The organism is Streptomyces acidicola (genome assembly GCF_009377235.1).
In the GTDB taxonomy this organism is placed as follows: Bacteria; Actinomycetota; Actinomycetes; order Streptomycetales; family Streptomycetaceae; genus Streptomyces; species Streptomyces acidicola.
Window position 1 is genome coordinate 1 of sequence record NZ_VMNX01000042.1, and the last position, 21,032, is coordinate 21,032.

The following is a 21,032-nucleotide window of genomic DNA, read 5'->3' on the forward strand; positions in this document are numbered from 1 at the left end:
CCAGACACCCCTAGGCCCCGCCCCTCGCGGCGGCGGTAGGCTTCGCCGAGGGGGACCGGATCCGCTACGGAGGGGCTGTACACGTGTACCTGCGCGACAAACTGCGTGGCCTGCTGGTCAGGGTCTACGCACGCAGGGTTGAAGGCCACCTCGACCACGACCAGGTGCCCAAACACATCGGCGTGATCATGGACGGCAACCGGCGCTGGGCGAAGGCGGCCGGTTCCACCGCGGCGCAGGGGCACCGGGCCGGGGCGGACAAGATCGGTGAGTTCCTCGGCTGGTGCACCGAGACCGACGTCAAGGTCGTCACCCTCTGGCTGCTTTCCACGGACAACTTCGACCGCCCGCAGGAAGAACTCGGCCCGCTTCTCGGGATCATCGAGGACGTCGTACGCTCCCTCGCCGCCGACGGCCGCTGGCGTGTGCACCACGTGGGCACCCCGGACCTGCTGCCCGGGCCGATGCAGACCACCCTGAAGGAGGCCGAGGAGGCCACCGCGCACGTCGACGGGATAACGGTCAACTGCGCCATCGGATACGGCGGACGTCAGGAGATCGCCGACGCCGTGCGCTCGATGCTCCTCGACGCCCAGGACAAGGGCACCTCGATGGACGAACTCGCCGAGTCCGTCGACATCGACATGATCGGCCGGCACCTCTACACCGGCGACCAGCCCGACCCGGACCTCGTGATCCGCACCAGCGGCGAGCAGCGCCTGTCGGGATTCATGCTGTGGCAGACCGCCCATTCGGAGTACTACTTCTGCGACGTCTTCTGGCCGGCCTTCCGCAAGGTCGACTTCCTGCGTGCCGTGCGTGACTACGCCGCGCGACACCGGCGTTACGGAGGCTGACCCTCCGCTTCCGGGGTGAGGTGCACAACGCCGCCAGCGGGGCGGAAGTAACGAGGAGTTCACCGGGGCGCCGTCGTGCCATATGGCATGGCGGCGCGTGTTCGAGGGCATAAGCCAGTCAGGTCGACACCCGAACCACGGGTGTCGGATCTCAGCGGGCGGCACGGGGCCGTCCGCCCGGGAGGCCCTTTGCACCAGCCCGACCGTGTGGTCACCGCACGGACGAAGAGGCTTGAGGGCCGGTCACCGGCCTGTGCATCGCGGCCGTCGACCGGTCCAGTTCCTCTCCGTCGCTCCCCGACCTCATCCGAGGGGGTACGTCCTTCCGTGGTGACCAGCACAAAGCGCCATAAGCCAGACCGGCGCACCTACGTTCTCGACACCAGCGTCCTCCTGGCCGACCCGAACGCCCTGAACCGCTTCGACGAGCACGAGGTCGTGCTCCCCATCGTCGTGGTCACAGAGCTGGAGGCCAAGCGGCACCATCCCGAGCTCGGCTACTTCGCCCGGCAGGCCCTCCGTCTGCTGGACGATTTCCGGGTGAGGCACGGCCGTCTCGATGCCCCCATCCCGATCGGGGACCTCGGCGGAACGATCCGTGTCGAGCTCAACCATTCGGACCCCAGCGTCCTGCCGACCGGCTACCGCCTGGGGGACAATGACTCCCGCATCCTCGCGGTCGCCCGCAATCTGCAGGCCGAGGGGTACGACGTCACCGTCGTGTCGAAGGACCTCCCGCTCAGAATCAAGGCGTCCTCCGTCGGCCTCCTCGCCGAGGAGTACCGCGCGGAACTGGCCATCACGGACTCCTCCGGCTGGACCGGAATGTCCGAACTGACCCTGCCCGGCGAGCAGGTGGACATCCTCTTCGAGGAGGGGCACGCATTCGTCCCCGAGGTCGCCGAACTCCCCGTGCACACGGGCCTGACGATCCAGTCCGAGCGCGGCAAGGCGCTCGGCCGGGTGACCCCCGAGGGCAACATCCGCCTCGTGCGCGGCGATCGGGAGGCCTTCGGTATCAAGGGCCGCAGCGCCGAACAGCGGATCGCGCTCGACCTGCTGCTCGACCCGGACGTGGGCATCGTGTCGATGGGCGGCAGGGCCGGCACCGGCAAATCGGCGCTGGCGCTGTGCGCGGGCCTGGAGGCCGTGCTGGAGCGCCGTCAGCACCAGAAGGTGATGGTCTTCCGGCCGCTGTACGCGGTGGGCGGGCAGGAGCTGGGCTATCTGCCGGGCACCGAGGCCGAGAAGATGAGCCCCTGGGCGCAGGCGGTCTTCGACACGCTCTCGGCGGTCACGTCCCGCGAGGTCATCGAGGAGGTCACCGCCCGCGGGATGCTGGAGGTGCTGCCGCTCACGCACATTCGCGGCCGCTCCCTCCATGACGCGTTCGTGATCGTGGACGAGGCCCAGTCCCTGGAGCGGAACGTCCTGCTGACCGTTCTGTCCCGGATTGGAGCGAATTCGCGCGTGGTTCTCACTCATGACGTGGCCCAGCGGGACAATCTGAGGGTCGGCCGGTACGACGGAGTGGTCGCCGTCGTCGAGAAGCTGAAGGGGCATCCGCTCTTCGCCCATGTCACGCTGACCCGGTCCGAGCGGTCCCAGATCGCGGCCCTTGTGACCGAAATGCTGGAGGACGGGCAGATCTGACCGGAGTGCTCAACTTGAGGTAGTTACTCATTGGTTGGCGCCGTCCAGCAAAGGCCATGAGCCTAGCTGGGCGGCGCTCGGCATGTGCGGCTTTCCTGGATTCACCTGGGGCAAACGGTGGTGTGAGCTTTCACACGTACGGCGGAATTGCCTTGCGGTGCCGGGTTGCGGCAGAGTCTCACTCCTGTCAGGCCCCGCATACGACACACCGGTACCCCCAGCGGTACGGCACAACAAGAGCACCACGGTTAATTCCATAGCGTCGTCGTATGCCGCCCGAGTTCACCACGCGGCGCTCCCCGCAAGGGAGTTGCCCACCGGGCCCGTGCCTCCCGTGACCGTGCAGTGGGGAGGCCAGTGCCAGGGGCACGATTGCGTCCGCCAGGGTCACCGAAGCGGGCGATGCTGGAAGGAAACCGTGTGAGCCGGATTTCGGTCCGGGGATTCGCAGTGGCCTCGGCCACCGCGGTCACCGCTGTCGGAAGTGTCGTCGGCGTTGCCTCGGGCAGCGTCGCTCAGACCAACGACGCCGAGGCGACAGCAAGCGACGCGACTCTCCTCTCGGACATTCCGATGGGCCAGCAGGCCCAGGTGCAGACCGCGTCCCTGGCGCAGCAGGCCGACGCACAGGCCATCGCCGCGGACGCCAGCGCCAAGAAGGACGCCGAGGAGACGGCCCGTAAGAAGGCTGCCGCGGACGCGGTCGCCAAGCAGAAGGCCGCGGAGGAGGCCGCCGCGAAGGCGGAGGCCGAGCGCAAGGCCAAGGAGGCCGCCAGCCGTTCCGCGGCCCGTGATGTCTCCTCCCTTACGGCCAGCGCGAGCAAGAGCTACTCCGTCGCCGAGGTCCAGGCGATGGCCAAGCAGGTGGTGGCCGCCGACCAGTGGACCTGCTTCAGCAACATCGTGACCCACGAGTCCACCTGGAACTACAAGGCCGTCAACCCCTCCTCGGGGGCCTACGGTCTCTTCCAGGCGCTGCCCGGCTCCAAGATGTCGTCCGTCGGTTCCGACTGGCAGACCAACCCGGCCACCCAGATCAAGTGGGGCCTCAACTACATGGACTCCCGCTACGGCAGCCCCTGCGAGGCGTGGTCGTTCTGGCAGGCCAACAACTGGTACTGAGCCGCGCTTAAGCCCTCGGGGTACAACCCGTCGGCCGCTCAACCTCCACGAGCCCCTCACCGTCCTTTGGTGAGGGGCTTTGGCCATGTACGGTCGAGGTCGACCACGCCGGGGGGAGCGGTGGTGCGGAAGAGGAGCGGGGGAAGAGGGCGGATCATGTCGCGAGTGCCAGAGTGGTTCGACCGGCTCGGCGCCGGACTGACCGGCTGGGGACAGGAACTGGAGCGCCGGCGCGCGGAGGCCGAGGCCCGGGACGCCGCCGACGACCCGCTGGACACAAGGGACTTCACGAACGGCGAGTCCCCCGGGAACCCCACTGCGGCGGAGGCCCAGCCGGCCGGGTACGTCCCGGCGCCGCCCTCCTACGCACCCGCCGTCACCGCCCGCACCCATCCCGCCGAGGCCGTTCCCTGGGGGATGCGGGTCGCGGCCGAGGCCGGGTGGCGGCTGCTCGTCCTCGCGGGCACCCTCTGGGTCCTCATGCGGGTCATCAGCGCCGTCCAACTGGTGGTGCTGGCGTTCGTCGCGGCACTCCTCATCACGGCCCTGCTGCAGCCGACGGTCTCCCGGCTGTGCCGCCTCGGTGTGCCGCGCGGCCTGGCCACGGCGCTCACCGCGATCCTCGGGTTCGTCATCATGGGCCTGATCGGATGGTTCGTGACCTGGCAGGTCATGGAGAACATCGACAACCTCTCCGACCAGATCCAGGACGGCATCGACGAGTTGCGCCGCTGGCTGCTCAACAGCCCCTTCCACGTCACCGAAGACCAGATCAACGACATCGCCAGGAACCTGCGCGAGGCGGTCAGCTCCAACACGGACGAGATCACGTCGGCGGGCCTGGAAGGCGTGACGGTCATCGTGGAGGCCCTGACCGGCATCCTCCTGGCTATGTTCTCCACGCTCTTCCTGCTCTACGACGGTGAGCGGATCTGGCAGTGGTCCCTGAAACTGGTGCCGGAGGCTGCGCGTCCAGGGGTGGCCGGAGCGGGCCCGCGTGCCTGGCGGACGCTGACGGCCTACGTGCGCGGCACGGTGATAGTGGCCCTGATCGACGCGATCTTCATCGGCCTCGGCATCTACTTCCTCGACGTCCCGATGGCGGTCCCGCTGGCCGTCTTCATCTTCCTCTTCGCCTTCATCCCGCTGGTGGGTGCCGTGGTCTCCGGCGCGCTGGCGGTGGTCGTGGCGCTGGTGACGCAGGGTGTCTTCACCGCCGTCATGACGCTGGTGGTCGTGCTGGCCGTCCAGCAGATCGAGGGCCACATCCTCCAGCCGTTCATCCTCGGCCGGGCGGTCCGCGTCCACCCGCTGGCGGTCGTCCTGTCCGTCGCGGCCGGCGGCATGGTCGCGGGCATCGGCGGTGCGGTGGTCGCGGTTCCACTGGCGGCGGTGACCAACACGGTCGTGGGCTATCTGCGGGCCCACTCCCGCGAGACGTCCCTCCGGTACGCGCCGCAGCCGCGGGGAGCCACGGTGGTGGGCCCGGGCCCGGCACGGGAGTCGGCGCCACCGGACGGTACGGCCGGCGGACAGAAGTGACGTTGAAGCGAAGGCCGCTGAGGGACCGGCTCGTCAGCGGCCCCGGCGCGTGCCCGACGCGTGGGCCGTGCGCTACTCGCCCAGGACCGCCTCGGCCTCCAGGGTCACCCCGATCGCCTGGACGACCGACGCGATCCTGAAGGTCTCCTGGATGCTCTCGCGGTCGACACCGGCCTTGCGGAGTACCCGCTCGTGGGAGTCGAGGCACGCACCGCAGCCGTTGATGGCGGACACGGCCAAGGACCACAGCTCGACGTCGACCTTGCCGACACCGGGGTCGCCGAGGACGTTCGAGCGGAGCCCCGCCCGCAACGTGCCGTACTCGGGGTCCGACAGCAGATGACGCGTGCGGTGGAAGACGTTGTTCATCGTCATCGTCGCGGCGGTGGACTTGGCCGCCGTGTACGCCTCCGGCGACAAGTGCGCCTGGGCTTCCAACGCCAGCTCACGCAGGACGATCGGCGAGCGCGACGCGATCGCCGTCACCAGCACCGTGCCCCAAAGCTGCTGCGGGGTGAGGCCGGAGCCGTCGATCACCGACCCCAGGTTCAGGCGCAGGTCCCTGGCGTAGTCCGGTAGCGAGGACTTGAGGGAGTCGAGGGACATGTCGGGGCACCATCCGGTCAGCAGTACGTGCGTGCGGGACCGGCGTACGAAACGGTCCCGCATTCGGTCAAATGAGCACCCGAACAAAGACCCATTGGGCGCCGTACGCTTCATCTTCCGTCAGGTAACGGCAGGTAGCGAGAGTGCCGCCGTGCCGTGCTCCCCGGCTGCTAGATCTACACCGTTCCTCATCAGTGAGCAGGAGTGAGTCTTGGACTCGTGCCTGGTCACTGCGGACATCCCGAACGGTTTTGGATGTCCTGGTCGCCCGCTTTCGCTCCGTGTCCGGTGACACGGATCGTGTCCGTGGTCCGGGGATACGGGGGCGGGTTTCCTCACGCCCTTGGCTGCCCGTTCTGGCCTGGACGGTCCGATGCCCACGCCGATCACTCCGGTCGTCGTGGGGCGGTGCCGTCCTCCCCCAGTGCCTTAAGGGCCTGGGAGGTGCCCCCAGCCGGATCGGGTACCCGAGGGCGCGCCTGCCGATCGCGATGCTCGCCGCATCGTGACGGGTGGGTTTCCTGTTGGTACTGGTGAGGGGGTTCTTCCCGTGCTGGGCACCCCATCGGGAGGTGTAGGCGGGGTCGACGGCGACGAGGGGGACGCCGAGTTCGGCCGCCATACTGACCAGCCGGGAGCGCAGTTTGGAGGTGGGCATGCCGGAGATCAGCCTGCGGAACTTCTTCCGTCGCCCGTGCTTCTCCCGCGTTTTCTCGGTGGTGAAGTCGAGGTCTTCCACCGCGATCGCGAGACGGTGACGTTTGGCCCAGTGCAGCGGCCGGATCAACGCGTGCCGGACCTGGGCGTCACGGTGGTCGGCGCTGCCGGAAAGGTCGTAGCGAAAACGCAGCGGTTCGCCGACCGGGTTGCCGTGTTCGTCGAGGCGCCAGGCGGCCAGGTGGTCGGCGTTGGTGTCGACGCCGACCATCCCGTTCACGCGGGCGGCCTGAAGCGGCACGGCGGAGGACGGGGGGATGGTCCAGGAAGCGGTGAGGTACCAGCGTCCGCGCACGGTGTCTTCGTGGACGCGGTAGGCGACGGCCCGGTTGGCGGCCACGCGGTCGCGCCACTGCTCGCCCCGGTGCGCGAAGGCCACCCGGGCGGTGAGGACATACCGGCCGTGCGGGGCATGCGCCAGATACGCCAGCGGCGCGGGGAGCTTGATGCTCACCTCGCCGTCGGGGGTGACGCGGATGGTCTCGTTGCCGTACCGCTTGCCGGACTCCCCGTCGGCCTGCAGGAACCTACGCCCGGCCTGCCAGCGGGCGCGCCACTGTTGTTCGGTGAGCCCGGCCGTATCAAGGTGGTGGCGGGTGGTCAGCAGGTGCTTGCCGCCGCGTACCACGTGCACGGTGCTGGCCTGCCAGTCGGCCCGCGCCGCCTGCAGCCGGTCTTCCAGGACGTGTAACCGTCGGGACTTGGCATGCCACTCTCGCCGCGAGCGGTAACCGCCCGGGGCATGCTTGCTGCCCTTCTCTCCCACAGGAAGGGACAGCCGGTGCGCGACCGTGCGTACCCCCGCTTCCAGGCCCTGGATGTGAGCGAGCTGGGCACGCCGGGCCAGTCCCCACTGGTCGTGACTGGCCTTCGTGATCGACCCGGCCCACCGGGACGACGATTGCCCGGTCAGGACCCGCTTGCGATCCGCCCACCGCTCGCCGTCGTGGTCCGGCCCGGCCGCGCACCGGGCCTTCAGATCGCGGGAGGCCGACGAGCCGAGATGGTCACCGACCAGGCGCAGCACCTTCTCGTCGTCTACGGTCAGCTGCTTGAGCCGGTCACGGATCGCGACTCCGCACGGACCGGGCACCACGAACGGCGCTGCAATCTCCCGCAGCCCGCCCACCGCCGTCACCCCCCCTCCAGGCCCGCCGAACCCGTCACCGCACTCAACGACCACCACCCGCAAAGGTCACCCATTCGACAAGAGAACTTTCGTTCCCTACGCACCGACTGCAGCCCGGACACTTGAACGAGCAGCAGGACGTCGTGGCCGTGGTCGTCTGCCGTAAGTCGGTGAACGTGGGCATGCTCTTCGCCCAGGCACGGCGGGTGGTGCAGAGCCACAGTCTGTGAGCACGCACGACGGGCCCCCTCCGAAACGGAAGGGGCCCGTCGTCGTACGGCTGGAGCCGTGTACGGCTACTCCGTGCGCAGCCCGTCCGGCCGCATCAGCCGCAGCAGCGGCGGCAGGCTGAGCAGCGTGACCGCAAGCACGACACCCGCGCCGACGCCGGCCATCGACAGCACGCTCGTCCAGGCCACGGTCACAGGGGCGCCCGACATCTTCAGCAGCACCGCACCCAGGAGCAGGCCCAGCGCGCCCGAGAGGGTGAGGCCCAGCGCGATGGGGATCGCGGTCTGCCACAGCACCGACAGGCTCAGCGTGCGGCGCCGGGTGCCGAAGGCGACCAGGGCCGACAGCAGCTTCTTGCGCTCGCGCAGCTGCTCCAGCTGCGCGACCAGCAGGCTCGCGCCGATGAGGAAGAGCACACAGGTCGCACCGATGAACAGGCCCGTGCGGATGGAGGTGAACTCGCCGGACTGCTCGGTCGCCGTCCAGGTCCAGACGTCCGCCAGCGGATCGAGGGCGGCCGCCGTGTTCCATACCCGTTCGGTCGCGTCCGGCACCGACGGGTCGAGGCGCACGTAGGCGGAGCTCGTGAGCGCGGGGGCGACCTCGCCGGACAGGGCGGACGGCGTGATCAGCAGGCCCCACATCGTGTCCCCACGGAGTGAATCCTCGCGCGTCTGGGCCTTCTTCACCTCGCCCCGTACCGTCCAGGCGATCTCCTTGCCCGGGCTGGTGTCGTAGGACGGGTCGAAGTACAGCGTGCGGCCGGGCTCGGCGAGCTTCGCCGAATCCGTGTCGTCCGGGGTCGCCAGCACGAAGACGTCGCCGTCACGGCAGGAGGGGAGCTTCGCCATCTCCCGCAGGGCCGCGCAGTCGCCGATGGTGACGTCCGCCGTCATCTCGGGGGCGTAGCGCTTCTCGCCGACCCAGCCCCTGGAGACCGCCACGACGTCGCGTACGCCCTCGGTCCGGTCGAGCTTCTCCCCGATGGCGGCCACCGGGACGCCGTGCGCCACCTCGACCTCCAGATTGGCGCGGCCGGTGTCCTTGCCCGTCGGCCTCGTGTACGCGCCCTCGACGCCGGCGAACAGCATCTGCAGGGCGATCGCACCGGCCACCGCCACCGCGATGCCGTTGACCATGCGGGCCGCCGTGCCACTGCTCAGCTGGAGCCTGCGGACGGCCAGTTGCCAGGACAGCGAGCCGGAGCCCATGCGCGCGACGAACGCCTCGACGGCCCACGGCAGCAGGGCGGTGACACCGACGAGCAGGAGGACGACCCCGCCGGTGACCATGTACTCGTTGAAGTTCCCGTTGTCCGCGCCCTTGCCCATCATCGGGTAGAGCAGCGCGAGTCCGGCGAGCGGCAGCAGCAGCCGCCACCAGAGCCTGCGCCGGGGCGGCTTGGCCGTGCGGACCACGCCGAGCGGTTCGATGACGACGCCGCGCAGCGCGAACAGGGTGACGAGCACGGCGGACGCCGGGACCGCGACGGCGACCAGTGCGGCGAGCACGGGGGAGGGATTCAGATAGCTCGGGAACACACTGAACCGGAACACCTCGACCGAACCGGCGATCTCGCGGCCGATCAGGAAGAACACAAAGCCGAACGCAAGCCCCAGGACGGCCCCCGCGAGCGCCTCGCCCGCCGCGACCCGGCGCGTCATCCCGCCGTCGGCTCCGACCAGCCGGAGCGCCGCGAGCCTGCGGTCACGTCGCTCGCCGCCGAACCGTACGGCCGTGGCGATGAAGACGGCGACCGGCATCAGCAGCACCACGAGGACGACCAGGGTGAGCAGCACCAGGACGGGGTCCATCTCCTCCCCGCCGGACTGGTCCGTCACCGCTCCGAAGCGCTCGATGCGGCCCGCGGACGTGCCGTCGATCCGTTCCGCGAGCCCGTCGGCGCCCGCGAAGTAGGCGAGTTCACGCGAGCCGATCAGCCCGGGCTCACCGATGGTGCCGACGACGCGGTACGGCAGCCGGTCCTTCAGCAGCTTCCCGTCGTCCGACTTCAGCAGCTCGGCGAGCGCGGGGGAGACGACCATCTCGCCCGGCGCGGGGAACTCGTCCACCCCCGGTGGCAGCGGCGCCCGCTGCCCCTCGGGCTCCAGCAGCCGCCCGCGGACGCCCTGGTTGCGGTAGTCGGTGTCGACGTTGGCGACGACGAGGCTCTTGTCCGACGGCTTGGCGGTGACGGTCTCCTCGTGGAGGACGAGGCCGATGTCGTCCCGGGCGTCGTCCCGGTCGTCCCGCGCGGCCAGGGCGTTCGGTATCGCCGAGGTGAGCAGCAGCAGCGCCACGCCCAGACCGACCCCGACCGCGGTGAGCGCGGCGCGCACCCACCCCTCGCGGCCCCCGGTGAAGGCGAACCTGACACCCATCGCCAGGTCGCGGGGCCACTGACCTGCACTCATACGGCCCGCTCCATGTCCCGCGACTTCCCGTCCCGTACGACGATCTCCCGGTCCGAGTAGGCGGCGACCCGCGCCTCGTGCGTGACCAGGACGACGGCCGCGTTGGTGGACCGGGCGGCGTCCGTGAGCAGTTCCATGACGCGCTCGCCGTTGAGCGAGTCGAGGGCGCCGGTCGGCTCGTCGGCGAACAGGACACGCGGGCTCGTCACCAGCGCGCGGGCCACGGCGACCCGCTGCCCCTGACCGCCGGAGACCTCACCGGGCCGCTTGCCCTTGAGGTCGTCGACCTCCAGGCGCTCCATCCAGGACAGAGCGGTGCGCTCGGCCTCCTTGCGGGAGGTCCCGTTCAGCCGCAGCGGCAGGGCGACGTTCTCGACGCAGGTCAGCTCGGGCACCAGCTGGCCGAACTGGAAGACGAACCCGAACTCGCTGCGCCGCAGCGCGCTGCGCTCGGTGTCGTTCATGGTGGCCATCTCGCGGCCGTTGTACGTGATCGACCCGGAGTCGGGCGTCACGATCCCGGCGAGGCAGTGCAGCAGCGTCGACTTGCCGGAGCCGGAGGGGCCCATCACAGCGACGACCTCACCGGGGTGGATGGAGAACCCGGCGCCGTCGAGGGCCGTGGTCGGACCGTAGGCCTTGCGCAGGTCGGTCGCGACGAGCAGGGAGCCGGTGGGCGTCATCGGGTCACCGCCTGGGCGAGCTTGTCGAGACGGGCGGCGGTGAGTTCGAGCCAGCGCAAGTCGGCCTCCAGGTGGAACAGGGCGTGGTCACAGATCAACTGGTCCGCCAGGTCGCCCTTGCGTTTGCGGTCGGTGAGGATGCGCATCATGCGCAGGTGCTCGGAGCGCTGCGTGTCGAGGATCTCGGCCGCGTTCCGGTGGGTGAGCAGGGCCAGGACGACCTTGGTGTAGAGGACCGACTGGAGGTACGGCTCGGGCTTCTCGGGCGTCGCGAGCCACCGCCGGACATCGGTGATGCCGGCCTCGGTGATCGCGTACCGCTTCCGCTCGGGGCCGTCGCCCGGTTCGACGCCCTCGACCTCGACGAGACCGTTCTTCAGCAGCCGGGACATCGTCGAGTAGACCTGGCCGTAGTGCAGCGGCCGGTCGTGACCGAACTTCTCGTCGAAGGCCCGCTTCAGGTCGTAACCGTGTCGGGGCCCGGACTCCAGGAGTCCCAGGAGTGTGTGACCGATGGACATGCGGAGCACTGTACATGCGGCGTATACACACGACGTATACCCAGTGTGTATAGCCGACGATCAGGGGCGTCAGTGCCGCAGGTCACGGGCGATTGTCACGGTTCTGCTACCGCGCCTGTCGGTGCCCGCGGGCCTGCTGGGGCAACCTTCCGGCCTGCTGACGCGTCGATTCCAGGGGTGCGTGCTGATTGTCACGTCCCGAAAAGCCGGGATCGGCGGTCCTTTGTCATAGGGCGCGGTGTTAGCTTGCTAGGCCGACCGGCGGCACACACGCGTGTGGCGTGCGAGAAGGAACACGAGACGGAAGCGGAGCGGATCGGCCCATGGGACGAGCGGAAGAGAGACGAGCGCGACAGCGCGGCGGCCACCGCGCGGCGCCCAGGCCCTCGTCCGGAGTGATCGGCTCCGGCCCTGTCGGTACCGCCACCGCGGGGCCGAGAGCGGCCAGGAGGGCGGCCGCCTCCAGGGCCTCCGGAAACGGCGGCATTCGCCGCTTCTTCACCTGGAAGAAGATCCTCGGCGCCTTCTTCGGCCTCTGCCTGCTCGGCATGGGCGCCTTCATCGTGCTCTACCTGCTCATCGACGTCCCGAAGGGCAACGCCCTCGCGCAGGAGCAGAGCAACGTCTACAAGTACTCCGACGGCAAGCCCCTCGCCCGCGCCGGTGACGTCAACCGCGAGATCGTCGACCTCGACCAGGTCCCCAAGGGCGTCCAGTACACGTTCGTCGCCGCCGAGAACAAGTCCTTCTACAAGGACGCCGGCGTCGACCTCAAGGGCACGGCCCGCGGTCTGATCAACACGCTGTCCGGCAGGGGCAAGCAGGGTGGTTCGACGATCACCCAGCAGTACGTCAAGAACTACTACCTCAGCCAGGACCAGACGATCACCCGCAAGCTCAAAGAGCTCGTGATCTCGCTCAAGGTGGACCGTACGGAGTCCAAGGACTACATCCTCGCGGGCTACATCAACACCAGCTACTACGGTCGCGGCGCCTACGGCATCCAGGCCGCCGCCCAGGCGTACTACCAAAAGGACGCCGGCGAGCTCAGCGTCGCCGAGGGCGCCTACCTCGCCGCACTGCTCCAGGCTCCCAGCCAGTACGACTGGGCGGTGGCCAGCGACACCAGCAAGAAGCTGGTCAAGCAGCGCTGGGACTACGTCCTCAACAACATGGTCGGGGAAGGCTGGCTGAGTGCCGCCGAGCGCGACGCCATGAAGTTCCCCGTGCCGAAGAAGCCCCAGGGCGCGCCCGGGCTGAGCGGCCAGACCGGGTACCTGGTCCAGGCGGCCAACACCGCGCTGGCGAAGCAGCTCGTCGACGACGGCTCGGCCAGTGACATGGACGACGCCAGGGCGCTGGTCGACGCGGGCGGCTGGACCATCACGCTGAACATCGACAAGAAGAAGCAGGACCAGCTGGAGAAGTCCGTCAAGGACACCCTCACCAGCAAGCTGGACCCGAAGAAGCGGGCCGTCGACGGCGACGTCCAGGCCGGTGCCGCGTCCGTCGACCCGAAGACGGGCAAGGTCCTCGCGATGTACGGCGGCGTGGACTACACCAAGCACTTCACGAACAACGCCACGCGCGCCGACTACCAGCCCGCCTCCACCTTCAAGCCGCTGATCCTCGCCGCCGCCGTCGCGGAGGGCGCCGAGAACGAGAACGGCGACCCGATCACCGCGAGGACGATCTACGACGGCACCAGCAAGCGGCCGGTCGTGGACGGCAACGGCAACAAGGTCGGGTTCGCCCCGCCGAACGAGGACGACGTCGACTACGGCGACGTCACCGTCCAGACCGCCATGAACAAGTCCATCAACTCCGTCTTCGCGCAGATGGGCGTCGACGTCGGTATGGACGAGGTCATGAAGGTCGCGGGCGATCTCGGCATGGACGTCGAGAAAGAGCAGGCGGTGCCCGCCCAGACCCTCGGCACCATGGGCGCGAGCCCGCTGCAGATGGCCGGCGTCTACGCCACCCTCGACAACCACGGCAAGAAGGTCACCCCCGCCCTCGTCGCCTCGGCCAAACACAAGGACCGCACGGTCGAGTTCCCGGACCCGATCGGCGACCAGGTCATCAGCCGCGAGGCCGCCGACACCGTCACCTCGGTGCTCACCGGCGTGGTCGACGACGGTACGGCCCGTACGTCGGTGCGGGACAACCCGGACCGCGACGGCCAGCAGGTCGCCGGCAAGACCGGTACCTCGGACTTCAACAGGTCCGCCTGGTTCACCGGCTACACCCCGAACCTGGTCACCTCGGTCGGCCTGTTCGGTGAGAGCTCCAAGAACAGCGCCCAGGTCAGCCTGCAGGGCGCCACGGGCCTCCTCCCGGGCAAGGGGCGAGTCAACGGCGGTGGCTACCCGGCGCAGATCTGGGCCGCGTACACCTTCGGCGCGATGGGCGAGGTCACCAAGTTCGACCTGGAGACCAACCAGGGGGCGGCGGTCGAGCCCAGCCAGCCGCCGACGCCCAGCAACACACCGTCGACGCCTCCGTCGGACGAGCCGACCACGGAGGAGCCGACGACGACTGCTCCGCCGAGCACTCCGGAGACGACTCCCGAGGGGACACCGACGGGAGGACCGACGAGCCCGACGCCGGACGACACCACCTCGTCACCCGAGATCTCGTTGCCAGGGAATCCGGACAATCCGCGAAACAGTCAGTGAGAGAAAGAAAAGGGCGCCCGGAATCACGCCGGGCGCCCTTTTCGCGCCCTTGGTCTCGGAGCCCTCTCCCATGGGGAATCCCGAATTCCGGGTATCGCGGGGCGAAATGCCCTTTGTGGTGTTTTTGCTTCTCCTATAAAAGTGCTGGACGGTCGTCCCTCGGCAGGTTAATCTCAGCCACGATCCACCGCGATCGGTGGTCTGAATCCTTAATAAGGGGGAGCGGCATGGTCCGCAAAAACGCAGTCAAGGCTGCGCTGGTTTCCGCTGCTGCGGTGGCTCTCACGATGATTCCTCTGAGCGGCACCTCGTACGCCGCCGGCTGTTCCGGTTCGGGCTGCGACAACAAGGGCCCGGTGACCTACGGCTGCGACGGCGACGTCACCACGATGCGGTCCGTCAACAACAACAGCCGTGTCGCCGAATTGCGCTGGTCGGCAGACTGCACCGCGGGCTGGGTGCGCGTCACCAACAACGCGAACCCGTCCCAGTACGCCTCCTACGCGACGATCGAGAAGTACGACGCCAGCGGGAACCTCCTGAAGTCCCTCCGGGTCGACACGCCCCCCTATGGCCAGTCCGACTGGTCGAACATGCTCGGCGGCTCGCAGTACTACTACCGCATCTGTGTCCGGTTCGACGCGGATCTCTACCCGCTGAAGTGCAGCACGAAGTGGTAGTCGCCGGTATTCCGGCAGCAGTTCCCATCACCGCGTAACACGATTCCTGGCCCACCGGTGCCTGTAGTGGGTAATTCCACGCAGGCGCCGGTGGGTGAATTCTGTCTGCCCAAAAAGGGGCAAAAAAAGGGGGAACACCATCGTGGCCGATGAAATGGTCAGACGGGCCCAGCAGTTCGTGAACCAGGTCTACGGCAGCCGCATCGGCATGACCGTGACGGAGAACGGTCAGACCGGCTGGAACACCATGTACGCCCTGACCCGCGCCCTCCAGTGGGAGCTGGGCATCACCTCACTCTCCAACAGCTTCGGGCCCACCACGCTCTCCACGCTGACGTCGAAGTACCCCAAGCTGAACGCGTCGACGGTGCCCTCCGCGGACTTCTGCCGCATCATCCAGTCGGCCATGTACTGCAAGGGCTACGACGGCGGCGACATCGACGGGACGTACAACTCCCGCGTCCAGGCCGGGATGTCCAAGCTGAAGACCGACATGGGCGTCGACATCGCGTTCCCGGGCAGCGACCTGACGCCGAAGGTGTTCAAGGGCCTGCTCAACATGGACGCCTACATCACCGTCAACTCGGGATCCGACGCGATCCGCAGCGTGCAGCGGTGGCTGAACGGCCGCTACGTGAACCGCCAGGACTTCTTCATCATCCCGTGCGACGGCCACAACTCCCGCGACGTCTCCAAGTCCATGCTCTACGCCATCCAGTACGAACTCGGCATGGCCGACGGCACCGCGAACGGCGTGTTCGGCCCGGGGACCCAGAGCGGGCTGAAGAGCCACACCGTGACGGTCGGGGACGCCGGCACCTGGGCCCTGCTGTTCTCCGCCGGCATGATCCTCAACAAACGCCCGGTGTCGTTCGGCGGCTTCACCACCGCCACGCAGTCCGCGGTGCGGGACTTCCAGAACTTCGTGGCTCTCCCCGTGACCGGCGTGGGGGACTTCTCGACCTGGGCCTCTCTGCTCGTCTCCTACGGCGACCAGTCCCGCAAGGGCGAGGCATGTGACGGCGTAACCCTGATCACCCCGGCGCGTGCGGCGGCGCTGAAGGCGGAGGGCATCAAATACGTCGGACGCTACCTCACCAACCCGGACCCGACGCCGAGCGACGACCTGAAGCACAAGGCGATCCAGCCCGGTGAGCTGCAGACCATCGCCGACTCCGGACTGCGCTGCTTCCCGATCTACCAGACCTTCGGCCGGGACGCCGGCGACTTCAGCTACCCCCAGGGGCGTGCGGCCGGGCAGGCCGCGATCAACGCGGCCCTGGACCACGGCTTCAAGCCGGGCACCCGCATCTTCTTCGCCGTCGACTTCGACGCCCTGGACTCGGACGTCACCAACAGCGTCCTGCCCCACTTCAAGGGCATCCAGGACGCCGTCGAGGACGACGGAATCCGGTTCGCGATCGGCGTGTACGGGCCGCGCAACGTGTGCACCCGGGTCGGTGAGGCCGGCCACTCCGGAGCCTCGTTCGTCTCCGACATGTCCTCCGGCTTCTCCGGGAACTTCGGATATCCGCTGCCGGCGGACTGGGCCTACGACCAGATCGTCACCAAGTGGGTCGGCTCCGGCGACGGGGCGATCGAGATCGACAACAACATCGCCTCCGGCCGCGACATCGGACAGAACTCCTTCAACAAACCGCGCACACAGGTGCCGGACGTCGGCTTCGGCAGCAGCTATCTGAACGCCCTGGGTATCGACCTGAGCAAGTACATGCGGTCGATCGGCTACGCGGACGACGGCGGCACCGGCGCTGACGCAAGGCTCTTCACCCACACCCAGTGCTTCGAGACGATCATGTCGCACGACGCGCTGATCACCCAGCTGTCGAACACGTACAACATGCGCAAGGCGCTGATCCAGACCTCCGCCTACTGGGAGATGCGCCACTACGACCTGATCGACCAGGCTGTGGACCACCAGGTCGCCTCGTACCACCTCAACGGCGTCGGCGCGGTCAAGGACTCCTCCACCGGCATCGCCCAGATCAGCGGCAACGTCGGCATCCGCGCCTGGAACTACTGCATCGACAACGGCCACGCGACCGGCACGAAGCTCGAACCCACCAAGGACGCCGACATCTGGACGATGTGGCAGAGGGTCAACCAGGACAACGCCTACAGCGTGCGGACCGTGTCGCTGATCCACCTGTGGGACGCGGGAGGCAAGCCGGGCGGTATAAACCCTCCGGGCGGCGAGAGCGTCATGCGCTCCATGCGCCTCGACTACACCGAGTCGGAGATTTTCGAGGTTCTGCGCCGTTATCAGGGGTGGGGAACCGAGGCGGAGGAGCATGCGGGCAAGCGCATGGCCATCTACCAGATCTTCGAGAAGTACAACAGCATCCTTAGAAACCCGTGAGCAAGGCGGCGAGATGACGGCATCCGATCCTTTCGCGGGGCCCAGCCCCCTCATTGTGCTCCTGATCATCGTGGTGGGGGGCATCACCGCGTTCGGCCTCGCGGGCTACGGCTTCGGCAGGCTCGGCCGGCACGGCGTGCGAGGGTCGGGTCCAGAGGTCGTCCTGCCCTCTCTCGCCGCCCTCGCCGGCGCCGCCGCCCTCGCCATGTACGTCTGGGGGGCTGTCCACCTCCTGCTGGACGAGACCATGACGACCGACGCGTGCAGAGAGGCGGTGGGCGAGCAGCACGCGGCCGGCATCGACCGCTACGACGTCTCCTATGTCCCGTTGCGCCTCGGCTGCCACGTCGAAGGCGTCGGTACGTACGCCGCCGCCGTCCCTGGTTATGTCAACCCCGCCGCGGTGGGACTGGCCCTGACCGGCGTCGTGCTCCTGATCTCCGGGGGATTCGTATCGGAGCTCCGGGCCAGACACGACCTCAGAAAAGAGACCTCCAGTTGAACGCTCACCACACCACACGCCGTACGTTCCTCGGCCGTACCGCAGCGATCACCGGTGTCGCGATCGCGGCCTCCCTTCCCGCCTCCCAGTTCCTCGCCTCCCCGGCGTACGCGGCCGACAAGGACCCGACTCCCGCCCGGGTGCGGGAGGCCGTGCGACGGGCTCAGGCACGCAACAGACGAGTGCTGACGGGCAAGACGTCCCACAACGGCTGGGAGATGGAGCGGGTGGCCGACGAGGACGGTGCCATCCACACCCGTCCCGTCCCCGGTACCCCGCTCGAAGGCATCGCCGTACGCCTGGGAGACGTGGAGACCGTCCTCGTACACGTCGTCCGCCGTTTCCACTACGAGGTCGACGAACTCCGCAAGGGCGACGTCGTCGGCTGGCGCTCCCCGGGCACGGTCCGCAAGGGCCTGGCCGAGTCCAACCAGGCGTCCGGCACGGCCGTGCAGATCCGGCCGGGGCACTACCCGAGCGGTGCCCGCGGCGGCTTCTACCCCCAGCAACTGCTGGTGATCCGGGACATTCTCGCCGAACTCGACGGGGTCGTCCGCTGGGGCGGGGACGACCGCAAGCCGGACGAGTCGCTGTTCTCCATCGACGTGGGGCCCGGCGACGAGCGCCTCGCGCAGGTCGCGGCCAAGCTCCACAGGTGGAGCCAGGCTCCCGGAGCCGGGGCCGGTGCGCCCGTGGACGTGACGTCCACCAAGCGCCGTAAGGCGGCCCGGACACTCGCGGACCGTCAGCGCGCGGCGGCGTAGCAGGAGGAGCGAAGACCCGGTCCGCGAACGGAGACGAGGGGTGGCCCCCAGGGGGCCACCCCTCGTCTCATGTGCGCTTCACGCCCGGTTCAGCTCGAACCAGACCACCTTGCCCGTGCTCAGGCGGGTCGCGCCCCAGCGTCGGGCCATCTTGTTGACCAGGTAGAGCCCGCGGCCCCCTTCGTCCGTGGCCCGAGCCTGCCGCAGCCGCGGCAGCTGGGGCACGTCGTCGGTGACCTCGCAGCGGAGCACATCGGTGCGCAGCAGGCGGAGGGTGACCGGGCGGGAGGCGTACCGCACCGCGTTGGTCACCACCTCGCTGATCAGCAGCTCCACCGAATCGGTCAACTCCTCCAGACCCCAGCGGGACAGCGCGTGCCGGGCCAGCCGCCGGGCCCGGCCCGGAGCCATCTCCTCCGGTTCCAGGAACCAGTACGCGACGTCACTGGGCGCGATGCCGTCGAAGCGGGCGGCGAGCAGCGCGATGTCGTCGTCCCGGTCGCCCGGGCCGAGCATGTCGAGCACCTCGTCGCACAGCGCCTCCAGCGGCGGCGGATGGTCCGGGCCGGTGAGCTGCGCGGTGGCGGCGAGCTTCTCGCGCAGCTGTTCTATCCCGGTCCACACGTCCCGCAGCCGCGACTCGACCAGACCGTCGGTGTAGAGGAGCAGCGTGGCCCCGGCGGGCGCGTCCAGCTCGACCGCCTCGAAGTCCACACCGCCCACACCGATCGGCGCGCCCGGCGGCACCCGCAGCACCTCGGCGCGGCCGCCCAGATGCAGCAGGACCGGCGGCGGATGCCCGGCGTTGGCGATGGTGATCCGGTGCGAGACCGGGTCGTACACCGCGTACAGGCAGGTCGCCATCCGGTCGGTGCCCAGCCGCTGGGCCTGCTCGTCGAGGTGGTGCAGCACCTCCTGCGGCGGCAGGTCGAGCCCGGCCAGGGTCTGCGCCGTGGTCCGCAGCTGGCCCATGATCGCGGCCGAGGTCATGGAGTGCCCCATGACGTCGCCCACGACCAGGGCGACCCGGCTGCCGGGCAGCGGGATCGCGTCGTACCAGTCGCCGCCGACGCGTGCGGTCTCGGCGGCCGGCAGATAGCGGTGCGCCAGCCGTACGCCGGTGGGGCGCGGCAGCGTCTCGGGCAGCATCGTGCGCTGCAACTCGTCCGCGATGTACGCCTCGCGGCCGTACAGCACCGCCTTGTCGATGCCGAGCGCGCTGTGCGTGGCGAGCTGGGCGGCGACCAGCAGGTCGTCCTGCTCGAACGCCATGCGCTCCGGGCGGCGCAGGAACAGGGCCGCGCCGATCACCCGGCGGCGGCCGCGCAGCGGCGCCAGGATGGCGCGCTGGCCCGTGGGCACCGCGAACGGGCTGTCCTCACCGATGAGTTCGGGAAGGGCGTCCCGGGCCGCGGGCGCGTCCGCGAACACCGGCCGTACCCCGCGGAGCACCTCGGCGAGCGCGCCACCGGGCCGTACCTCGCACAGCTCCGCCGTGACCGCCGACAGGTCGGCGGGCTCCGGCTGGACCGCGGGCATGAAGCCGTTCTCGGTGTCGCGCTCCGCCGGGATCCGGTCGGTACGGCGCAGCCGCAGCACCAGCGGGCCCACCGGCCGCTCGTCGCCGACGGGCAGCGGCTCGCGCAGGTAGACCAGGATCGCGTCCGAGAACGTCGGCACGGTGGCCCGGCACAGACCCATCACGATCTCGTCCAGGTCGATGCCCCGGGCGATCCGCCGCGTCGCCGCGCCCACGAACCGCAGCCGGTCCCCGTCCCGGCGCATCGGCATGGGACTGCCCGGCGGCAGCCCCTGGCCCCGGCGCCGCTCCTGGCCGTCCACCGAGCCCGAGAGCTGCTCGGCGCCCGGCTGGGCCGGGATGCCCTCCGGAACGGGACGCGGGCGGTGCGGGTCGGGCTCGCTGGCCGCGGGCTGCGAGTGCTCCGGACCGCTGGTCGCGGAGGTGTCGCCGGTCGCGGGGGCGCCCTGGCCGGAGGAGGCGCCCTGGGAGTTCTTCGCGCAGGGTGTACCCGGTTCGGAGGGTGCGTCGCCCGTGCGCGCCTGAGCGGGTAAAGCGGCGGAGGGCGGCATCTGGAGCGGTTCGGTGGCCGGCATCGGCAGCGCCTCCGGGGTACGCAGGAGCGCCCCGCGGGGATCCGCGGGGCTCGCGCCCGACTGGGGGCGCTCGTGGGAGGTGGGGTGCTCCGTCACGCGTGTCGAATCCATCCGTGCGGGGCTGTGCGCCGTGCGTGGGGTCCGGCACACAGCAAACCCGTTGTTTCCTCCCGCAGGAAGCCCGATACCCGGAATAGGTGTCCCGGGAACGGAATTCCCGCGTGGCCAGAGGCAGTTCCTGTGCCACAGGCGGTATCGGCCGACCCGGTCGACCACAGCACTGGCCGCGCGGACGGCCCGACCGGCCGTCTCCGGCCCGTACCGGTGTAGCCCTCGTACCCCTTGGTCACGTCCTGCCGCCCCTCGGTGACGTTCGGTCAAGCACTGTGTGTCCTGCGGGAGTTGCCCCCATGAAATCCTTTGCGGAGGACGATCCTA

The 21,032-nt window shown here is 69.3% G+C and carries 15 protein-coding genes; 9 read left to right on the plus strand and 6 right to left on the minus strand.

The window, feature by feature from the left end; genetic code table 11:
- Window positions 1–83: 83 nt before the first annotated feature.
- From FPZ41_RS14225 to FPZ41_RS14240, 4 genes are all read left to right on the plus strand, one after another.
- Window positions 84–857, plus strand: coding sequence for an isoprenyl transferase (locus FPZ41_RS14225; protein WP_322620214.1), 774 nt, complete (start codon window positions 84–86; stop codon window positions 855–857).
- A 327-nt stretch (window positions 858–1,184) separates the two neighbouring features.
- Window positions 1,185–2,510 carry a PhoH family protein gene (locus tag FPZ41_RS14230; protein WP_322620215.1) on the plus strand — a complete coding sequence of 442 codons (1,326 nt, stop codon included), beginning with the start codon at window positions 1,185–1,187 and terminating at the stop codon, window positions 2,508–2,510.
- Window positions 2,511–2,930: 420 nt separating this feature from the next.
- Window positions 2,931–3,632, plus strand: coding sequence for an aggregation-promoting factor C-terminal-like domain-containing protein (locus tag FPZ41_RS14235; protein ID WP_456154441.1), 702 nt, complete (start codon window positions 2,931–2,933; stop codon window positions 3,630–3,632).
- Between the two features lie 156 nt (window positions 3,633–3,788).
- Window positions 3,789–5,174: an AI-2E family transporter gene (locus FPZ41_RS14240; RefSeq protein ID WP_152862591.1), complete on the plus strand. Its 1,386-nt coding sequence runs from the start codon at window positions 3,789–3,791 to the stop codon at window positions 5,172–5,174.
- 72 nt (window positions 5,175–5,246) lie between these two features.
- Here the strand turns inward: FPZ41_RS14240 and FPZ41_RS14245 are convergent, their stop codons facing one another.
- From FPZ41_RS14245 to FPZ41_RS14265, 5 genes are all read right to left on the minus strand, one after another.
- Window positions 5,247–5,780, minus strand: coding sequence for an alkyl hydroperoxide reductase (locus FPZ41_RS14245; RefSeq protein ID WP_152862593.1), 534 nt, complete (start codon window positions 5,778–5,780; stop codon window positions 5,247–5,249).
- Window positions 5,781–5,847: 67 nt separating this feature from the next.
- On the minus strand, window positions 5,848–7,626 hold the full coding sequence (locus FPZ41_RS14250) for a transposase (RefSeq protein ID WP_322620222.1): 1,779 nt from the start codon (window positions 7,624–7,626) through the stop codon (window positions 5,848–5,850).
- 296 nt (window positions 7,627–7,922) lie between these two features.
- Window positions 7,923–10,271 (minus strand): FtsX-like permease family protein, encoded by a 2,349-nt coding sequence (locus FPZ41_RS14255; protein WP_152862595.1) that lies wholly within the window; start codon window positions 10,269–10,271, stop codon window positions 7,923–7,925.
- Window positions 10,268–10,954: an ABC transporter ATP-binding protein gene (locus FPZ41_RS14260; protein WP_152862597.1), complete on the minus strand. Its 687-nt coding sequence runs from the start codon at window positions 10,952–10,954 to the stop codon at window positions 10,268–10,270. The genes FPZ41_RS14255 and FPZ41_RS14260 overlap by 4 nt, the downstream gene beginning before the upstream one ends.
- Entirely contained in the window at window positions 10,951–11,475 is a 525-nt protein-coding gene (locus FPZ41_RS14265; protein ID WP_131561683.1) for a PadR family transcriptional regulator, read from the minus strand. The genes FPZ41_RS14260 and FPZ41_RS14265 overlap by 4 nt, the downstream gene beginning before the upstream one ends.
- 323 nt (window positions 11,476–11,798) lie before the next feature.
- Between FPZ41_RS14265 and FPZ41_RS14270 the strand changes: the two genes are divergently transcribed.
- The 5 genes from FPZ41_RS14270 to FPZ41_RS14290 all read left to right on the plus strand — a co-directional run bounded on the left by FPZ41_RS14270 (window position 11,799) and on the right by FPZ41_RS14290 (window position 18,479).
- Entirely contained in the window at window positions 11,799–14,153 is a 2,355-nt protein-coding gene (locus FPZ41_RS14270) for a transglycosylase domain-containing protein (RefSeq protein ID WP_152862599.1), read from the plus strand.
- Window positions 14,154–14,428: 275 nt separating this feature from the next.
- Window positions 14,429–14,833 carry a DUF2690 domain-containing protein gene (locus tag FPZ41_RS14275; RefSeq protein ID WP_194236086.1) on the plus strand — a complete coding sequence of 135 codons (405 nt, stop codon included), beginning with the start codon at window positions 14,429–14,431 and terminating at the stop codon, window positions 14,831–14,833.
- A 142-nt stretch (window positions 14,834–14,975) separates the two neighbouring features.
- A complete protein-coding gene (locus FPZ41_RS14280) occupies window positions 14,976–17,213 on the plus strand; it encodes a glycoside hydrolase domain-containing protein (RefSeq protein WP_322620216.1) in 2,238 nt (745 codons plus the stop codon).
- Between the two features lie 13 nt (window positions 17,214–17,226).
- On the plus strand, window positions 17,227–17,715 hold the full coding sequence (locus FPZ41_RS14285; protein ID WP_152862603.1) for a hypothetical protein: 489 nt from the start codon (window positions 17,227–17,229) through the stop codon (window positions 17,713–17,715).
- Window positions 17,712–18,479: a twin-arginine translocation signal domain-containing protein gene (locus FPZ41_RS14290; protein ID WP_152862605.1), complete on the plus strand. Its 768-nt coding sequence runs from the start codon at window positions 17,712–17,714 to the stop codon at window positions 18,477–18,479. The genes FPZ41_RS14285 and FPZ41_RS14290 overlap by 4 nt, the downstream gene beginning before the upstream one ends.
- Before the next feature lie 78 nt (window positions 18,480–18,557).
- On the opposite strand, the gene FPZ41_RS14295 is transcribed toward FPZ41_RS14290, so the two are convergent.
- Entirely contained in the window at window positions 18,558–20,705 is a 2,148-nt protein-coding gene (locus FPZ41_RS14295; protein WP_152862607.1) for an ATP-binding SpoIIE family protein phosphatase, read from the minus strand.
- Window positions 20,706–21,032 lie beyond the last annotated feature (327 nt).